Here is a 15,156-nt window from a genome sequence, read left to right as displayed (position 1 = left end):
CGGGAAGAGGCGGTACGGGCGCGAGGCCGCTGGGGAAGGCGAACCTCGTCCCACACTGGAGGTCCCGGTGACGACACGTGGAGTCCTGTACGTTCACTCCGCACCGCGCGCGCTGTGCCCGCACGTCGAATGGGCGGTGGGAGGCGTGCTCGGTGTGCGGGTCCAGCTCGACTGGATCAGACAGCCCGCCGCGCCCGGCACCTGGCGGTCCGAGTTCTCCTGGAAGGGCCGCGCCGGGACGGCCTCCGAGCTGGCCTCGGCACTGCGGGGCTGGGACATGCTGCGCTTCGAGGTGACGGCCGAGCCGTGCCCCCAGGCGGAGGGCGAGCGCTACAGCTCCACGCCCGGCCTGGGCATCTTCCACGCGGTCACGGGCATGCACGGCGACATCCTCGTCCCGGAGGACCGGCTGCGCGCCGCGCTGGCGCGCTCGGTGCGCGGGGAGTCGGACCTGGAGGCGGAGGTCGCCAAGCTGCTGGGCAAGCCGTGGGACGACGAGCTGGAGTCCTTCCGGCACGCCGGCGAGGGTGCGCCCGTGCGGTGGCTGCACCAGGTGGTCTGACCAGGACGCCTGCCGGCGAGCTGACGCCTCCCGAGCAGAAACGTTCTTGCTCCCGGTGCGCGGAAGGCCCGCCCCTCGTGCTCATGGGGCGGGCCTTCGATGTGCCGGGGTGCGCGGGTCAGACGGAACGGAAGGCCAGGACCACGTTGTGGCCGCCGAAGCCGAACGAGTTGTTGATCGCGGCGATCGGCCCCTCCGGCAGCGCCCGGGGCTCCGCCCGCACGATGTCCGCGTCCACGGCCTCGTCGAGGTCGTCGACGTTGATGGTGGGCGGTGCCATCCGGTGGTGCAGCGCCAGCACCGTCGCCACGGTCTCGATGCCGCCCGCGCCACCCAGCAGGTGACCCGTCATCGACTTCGTGGCCGAGATGGCGACGTGGTCCAGGTCGTCACCCAGCACCGCGCGCAGTGCCTTGATCTCCGCCACGTCGCCCTGCGGCGTGGACGTGGCGTGCGCGTTCAGGTGCACGACCTCCGACGGCTTGAGGTCCGTGGAGTCCAGCAGGTTCTGCATCGCGGCGGCGATCCCGCGTCCGGTGGGCTCGGGCTGCGCGATGTGGTGGGCGTCCGCGGACAGGCCCTGGCCCAGCACCTCGCAGTAGACCCGGGCGCCCCGGGCGGCCGCGTGCTCGGCGGACTCCAGGATGACGACGCCGGCGCCCTCGCCGAGGACGAAGCCGTCCCGGGCCGTGTCGTAGGGGCGCGAGGCCTTCTCGGGCTCGTCGTTGCTCTTGGACATCGCCATCATGTTGGCGAACGCGGCGATCGGCAGCGGGTGGATGGCCGCCTCGGTGCCACCGGCGACGACGACGTCGGCGCGGCCGGTGCGGATCATCTCCACGGCGTACCCGATGGCCTCCGCGCCCGAGGCGCAGGCCGAGACCGGGGTGTGCACACCGGCCTGGGCGTTGACCTCCAGGCCGACGTTGGCCGCCGGGCCGTTGGGCATGAGCATGGGAACGGTGTGCGGGGAGACGCGGCGTACGCCCTTCTCCTTCAGCACGTCGTACTGGTCGAGCAGGGTGATCACGCCGCCGATGCCGGAGGCGATGACCGAGCCCAGGCGCTCGGGCCGGATCTTCTCGTCCTCACCGGCCTTGCCGGTGAAGCCCGCGTCCGCCCACGCCTCGCGGGCGGCGATCAGCGCGAACTGCGCGGAGCGGTCCAGCTTGCGGGCGAGCGGACGAGGCAGTACCTCGCCGGGGTCGACGGCCGCGAGGGCGGCGATCCGGACGGGCAGGTCGGCGAAACGTTCGCCCTCGAGAGGCTTGACGCCGGAGCGGCCGGCCATCAGACCTTCCCAGGTCGATGCGGAGTCGCCACCCAGCGGAGTGGTTGCGCCGATACCGGTGACGACCACGGTGCGATTGGTCGGGATCACTGGAAAATCTTCTCCACGTGTAGAGGGTCGTGAATCAGCGGCGCCACCGCCGGGTGGCGACACACAGGACGGGCTGGGATCAGCCCTGGTGCTTCAGGATGTAGTCGGCGGCGTCCCCGACCGTCTTGAGGTTCTTGACGTCCTCGTCGGGGATCTTGACGTCGAAGCGCTCCTCGGCGGCGACGACGACCTCGACCATGGACAGCGAGTCGACGTCCAGGTCGTCGGTGAAGGACTTGTCCAGCTGGACGTCCTCGACCGGGATACCGGCGATCTCGTTGACGATCTCGGCGAGACCGGTGACGATCTCTTCCTGAGTGGCGGCCATGTTGGAGCTCCTTCGAGTGTTTCTTCAGGGTTGGGGCGTACGACCGGAAAATCCGGAGTGCCTAGGGGAGGGTAACGACCGTCGCGGCGTAGACGAGACCCGCCCCGAAACCGATGATGAGCGCCGTGTCGCCGCTCTTGGCCTGGCCGGTCGCCAGAAGCCGCTCCATAGCGAGCGGAATCGAGGCGGCCGACGTGTTGCCGGTGGTTTCCACGTCACGGGCGACCGTGACGTGTTCCGGCAGCTTGAGGGTCTTCACCATCGAGTCGATGATCCGCATGTTGGCCTGGTGCGGAATGAAGACGTCCAGGTCGTCCGGGGCGATCCCGGCCGCGTCCAGCGCCTGCTGGGCGACCTTCGCCATCTCGAAGACGGCCCAGCGGAAGACCGCCTGGCCCTCCTGTGTGATGGCCGGGAACTTGATCTCGCCGTTCCTGTCGAGCGGCAGCTTCGAGACGTCGCCGCCGTGGAAGTCGTTCCACGGCACGGTCTGCTTGATCGTCGCGGACTTGTCGCCCTCCGAGCCCCAGACCGTGGGGCCGATGGCCGGCTCCTTCGCGGGGCCCACGACGACCGCGCCCGCGCCGTCGCCGAACAGGAAGGCCGTCGCGCGGTCCTCCAGGTCGGTGAGGTCGCTGAGCCGCTCGACGCCGATGACGAGCACGTACTCCGCCGAGCCCTCGACGACCATGCCCTTGGCGAGGGTCAGGCCGTAGCCGAAGCCCGCGCACCCCGCCGAGATGTCGAAGGCGGCGGGCTTGCCCGCGCCGACCCGGTGGGCGATCTCGGTGGCGATGGCCGGGGTCTGCTGGAAGTGGGAGACGGTGGAGACGATGACTCCGCCGATCTGCTCCGGGGCGATCCCGGCGTCGGCGATGGCCTTGCCCGCGGCCTCGACGGACATCACGGCCACGGTCTCCTCGTCGGAGGCCCAGTGGCGGGTCGCGATGCCGGAGCGGGAGCGGATCCACTCGTCGGACGAGTCGATCGTCTCGAGGATCACCTCGTTGGGCACGACACGGGTCGGCCGGTAACCGCCGACACCCATGATCCGTGCGTACGGGGCGCCCTTGCTGGGCTTGATCTTCGACATGCTCTCGGGCTCCTTAGGCGCCCGCGTGCTCGGAGATGAGCGCGCGGGCCGCGTCGAGGTCGTCGGGGGTCTTGAGCGCGAGGGTCTTCACGCCGGGCAGCGCGCGCTTGGCGAGCCCGACCAGGGTGCCACCGGGTGCCGCCTCGACGATCGCCGTGACGCCGAGCTCCTTGAAGGTCTCCATGCACAGGTCCCAGCGGACGGGGTTGGCGACCTGGCCGACGAGGCGCGTGATGACCTCGGTGCCGGTGGCGACCGTCTTCCCGTCGGCGTTCGAGACGTACGTCACCGCCGGGTCGGCCACCTTCAGCTCACCGGCGGCCGCGCGCAGCTTCTCCACGGCCGGGGCCATGTGGTGCGTGTGGAACGCGCCGGCGACCTTGAGCTCCACCACACGGCGCACGCCCTCGGGCATGTCCTGGACCAGCGCGGCGATCTGCTCCGCGGTGCCCGCGGCGACGATCTGCCCGCCGCCGTTGACGTTCGCCGGGGTGAGCCCGAGCTTCTCCAGGTGCGGAACCGTCACGGCGGGGTCCCCGCCCAGGAGCGCGGCCATGCCGGTCCGGGTGGCGGCGGCGGCCTCGGCCATGCCGAGACCACGGGTGCGGACGAAGCGGAGGGCGGCCTCGTCGTCGATGACGCCGGCGAGCGCGGCGGCGGTGATCTCACCGACGCTGTGTCCCGCGACGACGCCGGGCGAGGCGTCCAGGGCGGCGGCGGACAGGAGGCCCGCGGCGACGAGCAGCGGCTGGGCCACCGCCGTGTCGCGGATCTCGTCCGCGTCGGCCTTCGTGCCGTAGTGGGCAAGGTCGAGCCCGATGGCGTCGGACCAGCCCGCGATGCGGTCGGAGGCACCGGGGAGGTCGAGCCAGGGAGTCAGGAAGCCGGGCGTCTGAGCGCCTTGGCCGGGAGCGACGAGTACGAGCACCCTCACACTCTCTCTTGTGGACGGCCTCCGATGCCCGTGGGGACAGGGACGAAGAACCGTCAGGGGAATTGTTGAAGTCCGACAAAAGTCTAGGACTGAGTGTCTCCGGCGGCCAAGCGCCCCAGGATGAGGGCGATCCGCAGGGTGAAGGCGGAGCGGACATCGGAGGGAGACCAGCCGGTGACGTCCGTCACACGTCGCAGCCGGTAGCGCACGGTATTGGGATGCACGAACAGCATCCTGGCCGCACCCTCCAGGCTGCTCGCCTGTTCGAGATAGACACTCAGCGTCTCCAGCAGAGCCGAACCGGCCTCTTCGAGTGGTCTGTAGATCTCCTCCACCAGCTGATCACGCGCGGCCGGGTCACCGGCCATCGCGCGTTCCGGAAGGAGATCGTCCGACAGGACGGGGCGCGGAGCGTCCTGCCACGCCGAGCAGGCCTTGAGTCCGGCGGCCGCGGCCTGCGCGGACCGGGTGGCCGCGAGCAGGTCGGGCACCACCGGCCCGGCGACCACGGGACCCGCCGCGTAGGGCCCGATCAGCGACTTCGCGACGTTCAGGGGGTTGTCGCTGCCGCCGGCGATCACGACCAGCCGGTGCCCGAGCACGCCCGTCAGCACCTGGAGCTTGGCGTGCCGGGCGGCCCGCCGAATGGCCTCCACCGTGAGCTCGCTGTCCCCGTCCGGGGCGGTTCCCAGGACGACGCACACGTGCTCGGGGCTGTTCCAGCCGAGGGCCGCGGCCCGGGACACGGCGCCCTCGTCGGCCTCGCCGGACAGCACCGCGTTCACCACGAGCGACTCCAGCCGGGCGTCCCACGCGCCGCGGGCCTCGGCCGCCTGCGCGTAGACCTGGGCGGTCGCGAAGGCGATCTCGCGGGCGTAGACGAGCAGCGCCTCCCGCAGCGCCGACGCGTCGCCGGGCGCCGCGACCTCCTCGATCGCGCTCTCCATCACCTCGATCGTCGTCCGCACCATCTCGACGGTCTGCCGCAGCGTGATCGCACGGGTCAGCTCGCGCGGGGCCGTCCCGAACACGTCGGTGGAGATCGCCTGCGGGGTCTCCGGATGCCGGAACCACTCGGTGAACGCGGCGATACCGGCCTGGGCGACCAGGCCGATCCACGAGCGGTTCTCCGGTGGCATCGCCCGGTACCACGGCAGCGTCTCGTCCATGCGGGCGATGGCGTTGGCGGCCAGCCGGCCGGAGGACTGCTCCAGCCGCTTCAGAGTCGCGGCGTGGAGATGGGCGGCGTTCGCAGCGGGCTGCTCAGGATCGGATCGGGGCACGTGCACAAGACTGCCTTATCCGGGCGGCGGAGCGGTGGGGCGGGGCCACGGGGCACCGCGCGGGGCTACCGTGGACCTGTGATGGACGTACGCCGCTCCGGGAGCCGCTTCCGCGGCGGGGACCCGGCCCCGGGGGTCTCCGCGGGGATCGAGACGCTGCACGCCTTCTCCTTCGGGCGCTTCTACGACCCCGGCAACCTGCGCTTCGGGCCGATCATCGCCTGCAACGAGGAGCGTCTCGCCCCGGGGGCCGGCTTCGGTGAACACCCGCACAGCCACACCGAGATCGTCACCTGGGTGGTCGAGGGCGAGCTCACCCACCGGGACACGGCCGGGCACACCACCGTCGTGCGGGCCGGGGACGTCCAGCACCTCAGCGCGGCGGCCGGGGTGCGCCACGTGGAACGCAACGACGGGGACCGCCCGCTGACGTTTATTCAGATGTGGCTGGCGCCGCTCTCCCCCGGTGGGGAGCCCGCGTACACGCACGTCGTGGGGATCGCCGACTCCACGCCGTACGCCCTGCCGGAGGCGGGGGCGACGCTCCACGTGCGGCGCCTGGCGGAGGGCGGGCGCTCGGCCGTGCCGGACGCGGCGGGCGTGTACGTGCACGTGGTGCGGGGCGGGGTGCGCGTCGGCGGCGAAAACCTCGGCGAGGGCGACGCGGCGCGGATCACGGAGTCCCGGGGGCTCGACCTGGAGGCGCTGCGGGACGCCGAGGTGCTGATGTGGGAGCTCGGCGCGGTGTGAGCCGGCCGCCGGGCCGGAGCCGCCGGGTCCACCGGGCGGCGGTCACCGTGTCCGCCCGCAGGCGACCGTCGCACGCCGGACGGCCGCCGTCGCGTACCTCACCAGGGCACTTCGCCCGCGTCCGCGAAGAAGCCGCCGGTCGGTCCGTCGTCGGGCAGGGTCGCGAGCCGTATGGCGATCGCCGCGCCCTGTTCGGGCGTGCGCACGCCGCGGAAGCCGTTGAGGTCGGTCGCGACGAAGCCCGGGCATCCGGCGTTGATCAGGATGTTCGTGCCCCGGAACTCCCGTGCGTACTGGAGCGTGACGGCGTTCAGGAACGTCTTCGACGGCGCGTACGCCACGGCCACCGGGCCCGTCGCAGCCTCGTCGGCGGCTCCTGACTGTCGGGTGAGGGAGCCGACGCTGCTGGACATGTTGACGATGCGGGGAGAGGCGGAGCGGCGCAGCAGCGGCAGCATCGCGTTGGTGACCCGGATGACACCGATCACGTTGGTCTCCACCACCGTCCGGACGGTGGCGGGGTCGACCCGGGTGGGCTCCTGCGGCATGCCGCCGGTGATGGCCGCGTTGTTGACCAGCACGTCCAGACGCCCGGTGTGCTCCTCGACCAGCCGCGCGGCGGCGGTCACGCTCGCGTCGTCCGTGACGTCCAGCGGTACGCCGAACGCGTCGACGCCGGCCGCGCGCAGTCTCTCCACCGCGAGCCGCCGTCGCCCTTCGTCGCGGGCGCCGACGCCCACGCTCCAGCCGAGGGCGCCCAGGCCCAGGGCGATCTCGTAACCGATTCCCTTGTTCGCGCCGGTGACCAGCGCCGTCGTGTGTGCACTCATGGTGACCATGCTGGTTCCGGGCGGGGGGAAGGGTCCAACACCGATCAGGTGGGCATCGATACCGTACGGGTATCGGTCCCGGTCGAGCGCTAGCATGGCCGGGTGGAGACTCGGGAACTGCGGTACTTCGTGGCTGTGGCCGAAGAGTTGCACTTCGGACGCGCCGCGCGGCGGCTCGGGATGGCGCAGCCGCCGCTGTCCCGGGCGATCCAGCAGCTCGAACGCCGGCTGGGAGCCGTGCTGCTGGACCGGACCGGCCGGACCGTCACGCTGACGGAGGCGGGCTCGGTGCTGCTGGCCGAAGGCCGGGCGGCCCTCGACGCGGTGGACGCCGCCGAGCGCCGGACCCGGCGCACCGCCCTCGCGGCGACCGGCCGTCCCGGCCTGGTCCTGGCGACGAAGGCGGGGGCGACCGGCGAACTCCTGGCGAAACTGCTCGACGCCTACGCCGCTCTCCCGGGTGCGGTGCCCGTCGACGTCACCCTGTGCGGCCCGGCCGAGCAGGAACGGCTGCTGCGGGAGGGCAGGGCCGACGTGGCGCTGCTGCACCGGCCGTTCGACTCGACGGCCGGCTTCGACGTCGAGGAGCTGGTCACGGAGAACCAGGTCGCGGTCCTGCCGGCCGGACACCCGCTCACCGCCAGGGACCACGTGCGCATGGCCGACCTCACCGCCCTGCCGGACCTGCCCCTGCCCCGTTGGCCGGGCCGTGACGGCACCCACCCGACCGGCGCCGGCCCGCAGGTCCGCGACCACGCGCAGTTGCTCCAGCTGATCTCGCTGGGCCGTGCCTGCGCGGTCTTCCCGGACTCGTGCCGGGCGCAGCTGCACGGCGACCTCGCCGCCGTACCCGTGCTGGACGCGCCCGTGGTCACGACCGTGATCGCCTGGCCGCCGCACAGCCGGTCCAGGGCCGTCGCCGACCTCGTCCGGACCGCGACACGTCTCTGAGGGAGCCTCAGTCTCCGGGCGTGCGGGCCGGCGCGTCCAGTTCGCGCATCGCCTGACCGTGGGCGCTCGTCCGGCGTGACACGGTGCCGGTCGTGAAGAGCCCCATCCCGGCGACCGACACCGGCAGGACACCCCGGGCAGGGCGGGCGCCTCTGGCCGGTCGCGTTCGTCCTGGCAGTGATCCCCCTGCCGCACACCCACGGCGTCAGCAGCAGCACGGGCGCACCGGATCCACGACAGGGCGGCCAGGGAGAGCAGCGCAAGGCCCCAGACCCGTATCCGGGTGGCCCCGTCGCGGAAGTCCTGGTCGTACTCACGTGATCGTCTGTCGTGCGAACCTGTCAGTGGCCCGCGTGCGCCGCCGGGGTGCCGCAGGTGGGGGCGGAGCCCCCTGGATCCGCAGGCCGCACCGCCGTCTAGCGGAGTCCGTCCACGAAGGCCTGCCAGGCGTCGGCACCGAGGACGAGTACGGGGCCGGCGGGGTCCTTGCTGTCGCGGACCGGGACGGACGCAGAGCAGCCGTCGGCCACCTCGACGCAATCGCCGCCCGTGCTCCCGCTGTACGAGGACGTGCGCCAGGTGGCGCCACCGGTGACGGTGCACTCGACGCACTCGCCGCCCGTGCTCCCGCTGTAGCTGGACTTACGCCACGGCGCGCTCTTCAGGTCCGGGCCGATTACCATAACGCTCCTCCATGACGCGGGTGATCAGGGCCGCAGAGGCCTCGACGGAGAGGGCTGCGGCCTGCAAGTGAGCGTAACGGCGCGCGGCTTCCCTCATGATCTCGGGGTTGGCGGTCATGTGGCCCGAGATGAGGTCCTCGGTGTAGATCAGGTCCGGGTCACCGTCGAAGCGCAGAAGGTTGAATGCCCCATCCAAGCTCGAGTGTTCACCAGCCGAGAACGGCAGCACCTGGATCCGCATCCACCGGTGCCTGGTGAACTCCAACAAGCGGGCGAGTTGGTTCCGCATGACGTCCCGGCCGCCGATCGGCCGGTGCAGTACCGCCTCGTCCAGAACCGCCCAGGCCAGCGGCGGCTGGGCCCGTTCCAGGATCCGCTGGCGTTCCATCCTGGCCGCGACCAGGCCCTCCAGGTCGTCGGGCATGCCGGTGGCCAGCACCGCCCGCGCGTACCCCTCCGTCTGCAACAGCCCGTACACCAACTGGGCCTGGTAGGTGGAGATGTACGTCGCCCGGGCCTCCATCTCCGCGTACGGCTGGAACCAGGTCGGCAGTTGGCTCCGCAGCACCAGGCCGACCAGCCGCGAGAACACCCCGTCCGTGCCGAGCGCCGCGTCCAGGCGCTCCGAGAAGTCGCGGGTCGGCACCTTCTTCGTCGTCTCGATCTGGCCGATCAGCGAGCCCGTGCAGAAGATGATCTCGCCGAGCTGGCCCTGCTTGAGGCCGTTGGCCTCCCGCTGCCGGCGCAGCTCCCAGCCGTAGTAGTCCAGCGGGGAAGCACTCGGGTCGAGCGACTGTACATGGGCCACGGCGGGGGCCTCTCGCTTCAACGCCTGGCGGCGTTCGTTTCAGGTCGTAGCCGAGAGTAATCAGGGCACTGCACGCTGGTGGCATGAATCACGTATCCGACACCCGGACCGGTGACGCGGAGGAAGCGGTCTACCGCGCCGACCTGGCGATGGGTGAGCACTCCGCGCGCCATCTTCGCCGCATCCTGCGGCTGTACCTCACCCGCTGGGGTCTGCTCTCCGTGGCGGACGCGGCGGAGCTCGCCCTGACCGAGCTGATCGCCAACGTCGTGCGGCACGTCCCCGGCCGTCGCTGTCAGACCCTGATCTTCCTGCTCCCGGGGCGGGGCGGGGTGTGCGGGTCGAGGTCGCCGACGCGTCGCCCCGCCTGCCCCACGCGGTCGTGGGTGACCCGCTGGACGAGGGCGGGCGGGGGCTGCTGCTGGTGGACGCCGTCACCGACAGCTGGGGCGTCGAGGCGCACGGCGACCGGGGCAAGACGGTCTGGTTCGAGTGCGCTCAGCGGGAGCTGCCGAGCTCGGCGAGCACCGCGTCCGTGAAGGCCGGCCACACCTCCGCCGCCCAGGGCCCGAAAGCCCGGTCCGTCAGCGCGACACAGGCCGCGCCCGCCGACGGGTCGATCCACAGGAACGTGCCGGACTGGCCGAAGTGGCCGAAGGTGGCGGGCGAGGAGGACCGTCCGGTCCAGTGCGGCGACTTGGAGTCACGGATCTCGAACCCGAGTCCCCAGTCGTTCGGGTTCTGATGGCCGTAACCGGGGAGCACGCCCTTGAGGCCGGGGTGGACCACGGTCTGCGCCTCCAGCACCGTGCGCGGGTCCAGCAGGCGGGGGGCCTGCACCTCCGCCGCGAAGCGCACCAGGTCCTCCACCGTCGAGACGCCGTCCTTGGCGGGTGAGCCGTCCAGCGTCGTCGCCGTCATGCCCAGCGGTTCCAGGACCGCCTGGCGGACGTACTCCGGGAACGGGATCTCCGTCGCCTTCGCGATGTGGTCGCCGAGCACCTCGAAGCCGGCGTTCGAGTACAGCCGCCGAGTGCCCGCGGGCGCGGTGACCCGGTGCTCGTCGAAGGCCAGGCCGCTGGTGTGGGCGAGCAGGTGGCGGACGGTGGAGCCCTCCGGCCCGGCGGGTTCGTCCAGCTCGACCGCGCCCTCCTCGTAGGCCACGAGCGCCGCGTACGCCGCCAGCGGCTTGGAGACGGAGGCGAGCGGGAAGCGGTGCGCGACCGGACCGTGCGTGCCGGCCACGCGGCCGTCCGCTCGTACGACCGCGGCCGCCGCGGTGGGGACGGGCCAGTTCTCGATCATCGCCAGGCTCTGCATGGACACGAGCCTATCGACCGGGCGGGAGCCGCGGACCGGCCGGTCCGGAGCGAAGACGTCACCCGTTCGCACTTGCTTGGAGTGCACTCCAAGGTTCTAGCGTGGAGGCATGACGCTGATGGAGAGCACTTCCGCACGAACGGACACCTGCGCGTCGGCCCCGCGAGCGCATCCGCGGCCGGAGGGCGAGGACCGCTACACCATCAGCGAGGTCGCCGCCCTCACCGGCCTCACCGCGCACACCCTGCGCTGGTACGAGCGGATCGGCCTGATGCCGCACGTCGACCGTTCGCACACCGGCCAGCGCCGCTTCACCAACCGCGACCTGGACTGGCTCGCCTTCGTGGGCAAACTGCGGCTGACCGGGATGCCCGTCGCCGACATGGTCCGGTACGCGGAGCTGCTCCGCGAGGGCGACCACACCTTCGAGGAACGGCAGGAACTCCTGGAGGCGACCCGCCGCGACGTGCGGAGCCGGATCGCGGAACTCCAGGACACGCTAGCCGTACTCGACTTCAAGATCGATTTTTATGCCGGCGCCCGCAGGGCACCGGAGAGGGGCCTGACGACATGAGCGGGAACACACAGAGGATCGCGACCGTGGAGCTCGGCACGGGAGGCCCGCGGGTAGGTGTGCAGGGGCTCGGCTGCATGGGGATCAGCGAGTTCTACGGCAACACCGACGAGGCGTCCGCCCGGGACACCCTGGAGGCCGCCCTCGAAGTGGGCGTCACCCTCTTCGACACCGCCGACATCTACGGGCGCGGCGCCAACGAGACCTTCCTGGCGCCGTTCGTCGGCGCCCACCGCGACGAGATCACGCTCGCCACGAAGTTCGCCGTCGAGCGGACCGACGACCCGCACCACCGGGGCATACGCAACGACCCGGCGTACATCCGCGAGGCCGTCGAGGCCAGTCTGCGGCGGCTGGGGACCGATGTCATCGACCTGTACTACATGCACCGGCGCGACCCGCTCGTGCCGCTCGCCGAATCGGTCGGCGCGATGGCCGAACTCGTCGAACAGGGCAAGGTCAAGCAGCTCGGGCTGAGCGAGGTGACCGGGGCGGAGCTCCGTGAGGCGCACGCCGTGCACCCGATCGCCGCCCTCCAGTCCGAGTGGTCGCTCTTCAGCCGTGACGTGGAGCGCAGCGCCGTGCCGGCGGCCGTCGAGCTCGGGGTGACCCTCGTGCCGTACTCCCCGCTCGGGCGCGGCTTCCTGACCGGTGCGTTCCAGGACGCGGCCAAGGACCTGACCGAGGACGACTTCCGCAAGCACCAGCCGCGCTTCACCGGTGACAATGCGCGGACGAACGCGGCCCTGCTGGAGCCCGTCCACAAGATCGCCGCCGCGCACGGGGCGTCGGCCGCCCAGGTGGCCCTCGCCTGGGTGCAGCAGCGGGCCCAGGTCCACGGCCTGACCGTGGTGCCGATCCCGGGGACGCGCAAGCGCAGCCGGCTGCTGGAGAACGTCGCGGCGACCCGGCTCGTCCTGACCGAGGAGGAGCTCGCCCTGCTGGAGCCGATCGCGGGACAGGTGGCGGGGGACCGCTACCCGGACATGAGCAGCACGTCCGCGGCGCGCGAGTAGGCGTACCGGCCGGCTCCGGCCGGGCGGCGCGAAGAGCCGCGCCGCTCGGGCCGGCCGGCGGGCAGGGCCATGCCGCTCGGGCCACCGGCGCGGGGACCCCGCTCAGGCCAGCCGGAGCGCGAAGACCGCGAACCCCGCCGCGAGCAGCCCGGCTGCCGCCCGGCGGGCGCTCCCGGCACGCCCCGCGCTCTGCCAGGGCGCCTCGAACCGGCGGGCGTACCGGGAGATCAGCACCAGCAGGGCGGCGAACAACGGCATCCAGGCGAGCCTGGCCAGGATCCAGCCGACGGAGTCCGGCGCCGTCGTCAGGCCGGGCACCGCACCGGCGAAGGACGCCGGGACGGCCGCGGCCAGCATCGCCGTCTGATGCCAGCACAGGATCGTCATCGCCGACAGGTTGACCATGACGACCGGGGCCCACAGGGCGGGGCGGCGCAGGGCACGGCCGATCCGGCCGTGCAGGAGGATCGCCGCACCGCTCTGCGCCGAGGCCAGCGCGAGGACCAGCAGCGACGGCGGATGCGAGTTGGTCCGCGCCTCGCCGGGCACACCGACCATCGACGCGGGGTAGTGCAGGACGAGCAGCAGCACGGCGAACAGGACCGTGCCCCCCGCGAGCAGGAAGCGGGCCCCGCGCCGGGAGAGGCGGCCCTCGCCCCAGCTGACACCGAGCTGGTAGGCGAACAGCCAGCCGGGCAGGATGTTCAGCAGACCGGCCCAGGAGGGCACGGCGTCCGCGTACGGCCCGTACCGCAGGAGGTCGACCGCGGCGACCGAGCCGATCAGCGGCGCCGCCGCCCAGCCGCCGAGCCGCCGGGCCGACCGCACGCACCAGGGCGTGAGGGCGGTGACCACGGCATACACCCCGACGAACCAGAGCGGCTGTACCACCAGCTTCGCCCCCGTACGCAAGGTGGCCTCGGGCACGCCGGCCGCGAACAGCACCGGGACCAACAGCGCCCACACGGCGGTCACACCGAGCACCGGCCGGCCCAGCCGCACCATCCGGCCGCGCAGCCAGGCGCCGGTGGTGGACGGCCTGCGGTGGTAGGAGAGGACGGAGGCGTAGCCGCCCACCAGGAAGAAGATCCCCAGCATCTGGAGCACCCAGCTCACCGGGGAGAACACGGCGAAGGTGGACAGCGGGCTGGCGTTGTGCAGGGCGCCCCCGCCGTCCGGGCGGAAACCGCCGAGCAGCCAGTGACCGGCCGGGACGGCCGTCAGCGCGAGGGCGCGCAGCCCGTCCACCGCCCGGTCGCGGTGGGCGGGGGTGCCCGCGTCGATACGGGAGACCAGCTGCCGCGCACTCACCGGGAGACCCCCTCTGCGACGGCGGCGAAGGCGCGGAGCGAGTCCGTGCCGGGCGCGAAGTACCCGGTGTGGCCCTCGGCGTCCTTCGCCGGCACCCGGAGCGCCCCGAAGTCCTCGCCGGCCGGGTCGGCGCCGTGTCCCAGACCCGCCACCTCCACGTGCGGTACGTCGTCGATCCAGTCGGTGTCGTCCTTGGCCGCCCAGACCCGGGCCCCGGTGTGCAGATCGGCCACGTCGTCGGCGCGCATCCCGGGAGAGCCGAGCACGACCAGATCCGTGGCGCCGAGCCCGGAGGCCGCGAGCCCGCACACCACCGAGCCGTAGCTGTGGCAGAACACGGCGGGCGCCGGCAGGCCGTCGGCCGCCAGCCCGGCGGTGAACCGGGTCAGCCGCTCCGCCCCCGCCTCGGCCAGGCCACCGGTCGCCGCGTCCAGGCCGAGGCCCACCGGGGTCGTGTAACCGGCCCACGCGATCACGGCGTTGCCCGGGCCCGTCTCGGCGTACAGCGACCGGGCCATGCCCGCCGGGGTGCCGTACACGTCACGGCGCCGGTCGAAGGTCCCCGCGTCGATGTCCGACCCGGGGACCACGACGGACACATGACGCGCGGCCCGCAGATCCCCGAACACCTCGGCGACCTGGCCGCGCCCGCGCGGGTCGAACGCGAGGATCTGCCGTCCGGAGGCGGCGAGGCCGGCGTAGCGGGGGTCCGTGGAGGCCCGCAGCGCGCGGGCGTTGGCGCGGTAGCGCAGTTCCAGCGGGACGCCGTCCAGGTTGCCGACCACCGACGGGTGCCGCTCCAGCAGCGCCTGCCGCTGCTCCGCGCTCAATCCCGCGAAGAACCGTCCCACGTGCGCCGCAGTCGCGCGGCCCGGGTCGGGCAGCGGCCTGCCCAGCGTCCCGTCGGCGCGCCACTCGGCGCTGCCGGGCGGAGGTCCCGTCACGGCCCGCTGGGTGTTCCCGGACGCCCAGCCGGCCGTCCCCGTCACCACGGTGGTCGCCAGTGCGACCGCGGCCAGCGTCCTCGCGAATCGGCGCATCGTTTCCTCCCCGTACGGCGTCCGCGCACCGGTCGGTGCGCAGGGGAGGAAGGTAGGAAGCCGACGGGTGACGAGGCGTCACCCCGGGGAGCCAACTGTCCGCCGATACCGGGGTAGGGGGTGTACGGGGGGACAACCCCCGGCCGGGGGGCTCCAGGGCTCCGGGCTTCGGGCTCGCAACTCGGGGAGAGGTGCGGCGGCGGTCGAGGTGTACGGGGATGAGGTCTACGGGGATGCGGGAGGGCGGCCGGAGGGGCCGCGAGGCGGGGCGGGACGGGGCGCGCGTCGGGGC

At 72.7% G+C, this 15,156-nt stretch carries 16 protein-coding genes and 1 pseudogene; 6 read left to right on the top strand and 11 right to left on the bottom strand.

The features are described 5' to 3' along the window. Positions 1 to 67: 67 nt before the first annotated feature. Positions 68 to 562 carry a DUF3145 domain-containing protein gene (locus tag ABZ371_RS09355; protein WP_358675785.1) on the top strand — a complete coding sequence of 165 codons (495 nt, stop codon included), beginning with the start codon at positions 68 to 70 and terminating at the stop codon, positions 560 to 562. Positions 563 to 680: 118 nt separating this feature from the next. Here ABZ371_RS09355 and fabF read toward each other — a convergent pair whose 3' ends face one another. The 5 genes from fabF to ABZ371_RS09330 all read right to left on the bottom strand — a co-directional run bounded on the left by fabF (position 681) and on the right by ABZ371_RS09330 (position 5,581). Beyond that, positions 681 to 1,943, bottom strand: coding sequence for a beta-ketoacyl-ACP synthase II (gene fabF, locus ABZ371_RS09350; RefSeq protein WP_358675782.1), 1,263 nt, complete (start codon positions 1,941 to 1,943; stop codon positions 681 to 683). A 79-nt stretch (positions 1,944 to 2,022) separates the two neighbouring features. After that, a complete protein-coding gene (locus ABZ371_RS09345) occupies positions 2,023 to 2,271 on the bottom strand; it encodes an acyl carrier protein (protein WP_014045780.1) in 249 nt (82 codons plus the stop codon). Positions 2,272 to 2,332: 61 nt separating this feature from the next. Beyond that, positions 2,333 to 3,364: a ketoacyl-ACP synthase III gene (locus tag ABZ371_RS09340; RefSeq protein WP_358675775.1), complete on the bottom strand. Its 1,032-nt coding sequence runs from the start codon at positions 3,362 to 3,364 to the stop codon at positions 2,333 to 2,335. A 13-nt stretch (positions 3,365 to 3,377) separates the two neighbouring features. Continuing rightward, the gene (locus ABZ371_RS09335) at positions 3,378 to 4,292 is read right to left on the bottom strand and encodes an ACP S-malonyltransferase (protein ID WP_358675772.1); all 915 of its coding nucleotides are present in this window, start codon (positions 4,290 to 4,292) and stop codon (positions 3,378 to 3,380) included. Between the two features lie 89 nt (positions 4,293 to 4,381). Then, the gene (locus ABZ371_RS09330; protein WP_358675769.1) at positions 4,382 to 5,581 is read right to left on the bottom strand and encodes a helix-turn-helix domain-containing protein; all 1,200 of its coding nucleotides are present in this window, start codon (positions 5,579 to 5,581) and stop codon (positions 4,382 to 4,384) included. 78 nt (positions 5,582 to 5,659) lie between these two features. On the opposite strand from ABZ371_RS09330, the gene ABZ371_RS09325 reads away from it, so the two are divergent. Beyond that, complete coding sequence (locus ABZ371_RS09325; protein WP_358675767.1) at positions 5,660 to 6,331, top strand: pirin family protein; 672 nt, start codon at positions 5,660 to 5,662, stop codon at positions 6,329 to 6,331. 98 nt (positions 6,332 to 6,429) lie between these two features. Here the strand turns inward: ABZ371_RS09325 and ABZ371_RS09320 are convergent, their stop codons facing one another. Further along, a complete protein-coding gene (locus tag ABZ371_RS09320) occupies positions 6,430 to 7,161 on the bottom strand; it encodes an SDR family oxidoreductase (protein WP_358675764.1) in 732 nt (243 codons plus the stop codon). Positions 7,162 to 7,263: 102 nt separating this feature from the next. On the opposite strand from ABZ371_RS09320, the gene ABZ371_RS09315 reads away from it, so the two are divergent. After that, complete coding sequence (locus ABZ371_RS09315; protein WP_358675762.1) at positions 7,264 to 8,112, top strand: LysR family transcriptional regulator; 849 nt, start codon at positions 7,264 to 7,266, stop codon at positions 8,110 to 8,112. 416 nt (positions 8,113 to 8,528) lie between these two features. On the opposite strand, the gene ABZ371_RS09310 is transcribed toward ABZ371_RS09315, so the two are convergent. Both ABZ371_RS09310 and ABZ371_RS09305 read right to left on the bottom strand, forming a co-directional pair. Next, positions 8,529 to 8,795, bottom strand: a complete 267-nt coding sequence (locus tag ABZ371_RS09310; RefSeq protein WP_358675760.1) for a DUF397 domain-containing protein — start codon at positions 8,793 to 8,795, stop codon at positions 8,529 to 8,531. Continuing rightward, positions 8,755 to 9,603 (bottom strand): helix-turn-helix transcriptional regulator, encoded by an 849-nt coding sequence (locus tag ABZ371_RS09305; RefSeq protein ID WP_358675757.1) that lies wholly within the window; start codon positions 9,601 to 9,603, stop codon positions 8,755 to 8,757. The genes ABZ371_RS09310 and ABZ371_RS09305 overlap by 41 nt, the downstream gene beginning before the upstream one ends. A 149-nt stretch (positions 9,604 to 9,752) precedes the next feature. Here ABZ371_RS09305 and ABZ371_RS09300 point away from each other — a divergent pair. Continuing rightward, a pseudogene (locus ABZ371_RS09300) lies at positions 9,753 to 10,099 on the top strand (ATP-binding protein); the annotation flags it as partial. A gap of 2 nt (positions 10,100 to 10,101) precedes the next feature. Here ABZ371_RS09300 and ABZ371_RS09295 read toward each other — a convergent pair. Continuing rightward, positions 10,102 to 10,923: a serine hydrolase domain-containing protein gene (locus ABZ371_RS09295; RefSeq protein ID WP_358675754.1), complete on the bottom strand. Its 822-nt coding sequence runs from the start codon at positions 10,921 to 10,923 to the stop codon at positions 10,102 to 10,104. A gap of 109 nt (positions 10,924 to 11,032) precedes the next feature. Here ABZ371_RS09295 and ABZ371_RS09290 point away from each other — a divergent pair, with 109 nt between their 5' ends. Continuing rightward, the gene (locus tag ABZ371_RS09290; protein ID WP_358675751.1) at positions 11,033 to 11,497 is read left to right on the top strand and encodes a MerR family transcriptional regulator; all 465 of its coding nucleotides are present in this window, start codon (positions 11,033 to 11,035) and stop codon (positions 11,495 to 11,497) included. After that, positions 11,494 to 12,513 carry an aldo/keto reductase gene (locus tag ABZ371_RS09285; protein WP_358675748.1) on the top strand — a complete coding sequence of 340 codons (1,020 nt, stop codon included), beginning with the start codon at positions 11,494 to 11,496 and terminating at the stop codon, positions 12,511 to 12,513. Before ABZ371_RS09290 ends, ABZ371_RS09285 begins: the two co-directional genes overlap by 4 nt. A gap of 102 nt (positions 12,514 to 12,615) precedes the next feature. On the opposite strand, the gene ABZ371_RS09280 is transcribed toward ABZ371_RS09285, so the two are convergent. Together ABZ371_RS09280 and ABZ371_RS09275 are read right to left on the bottom strand one after the other, a co-directional pair. Then, entirely contained in the window at positions 12,616 to 13,824 is a 1,209-nt protein-coding gene (locus ABZ371_RS09280) for an acyltransferase (RefSeq protein ID WP_358675745.1), read from the bottom strand. Beyond that, entirely contained in the window at positions 13,821 to 14,864 is a 1,044-nt protein-coding gene (locus tag ABZ371_RS09275; protein WP_358675742.1) for an alpha/beta hydrolase, read from the bottom strand. The genes ABZ371_RS09280 and ABZ371_RS09275 overlap by 4 nt, the downstream gene beginning before the upstream one ends. Positions 14,865 to 15,156: the final 292 nt, after the last annotated feature.

Source organism: Streptomyces sp. NPDC005899 (assembly GCF_040629645.1).
Lineage (GTDB): Bacteria > Actinomycetota > Actinomycetes > Streptomycetales > Streptomycetaceae > Streptomyces.
Note: the sequence above shows the minus strand (reverse complement) of the source record. Positions and strands in the feature narration are given on the sequence as shown.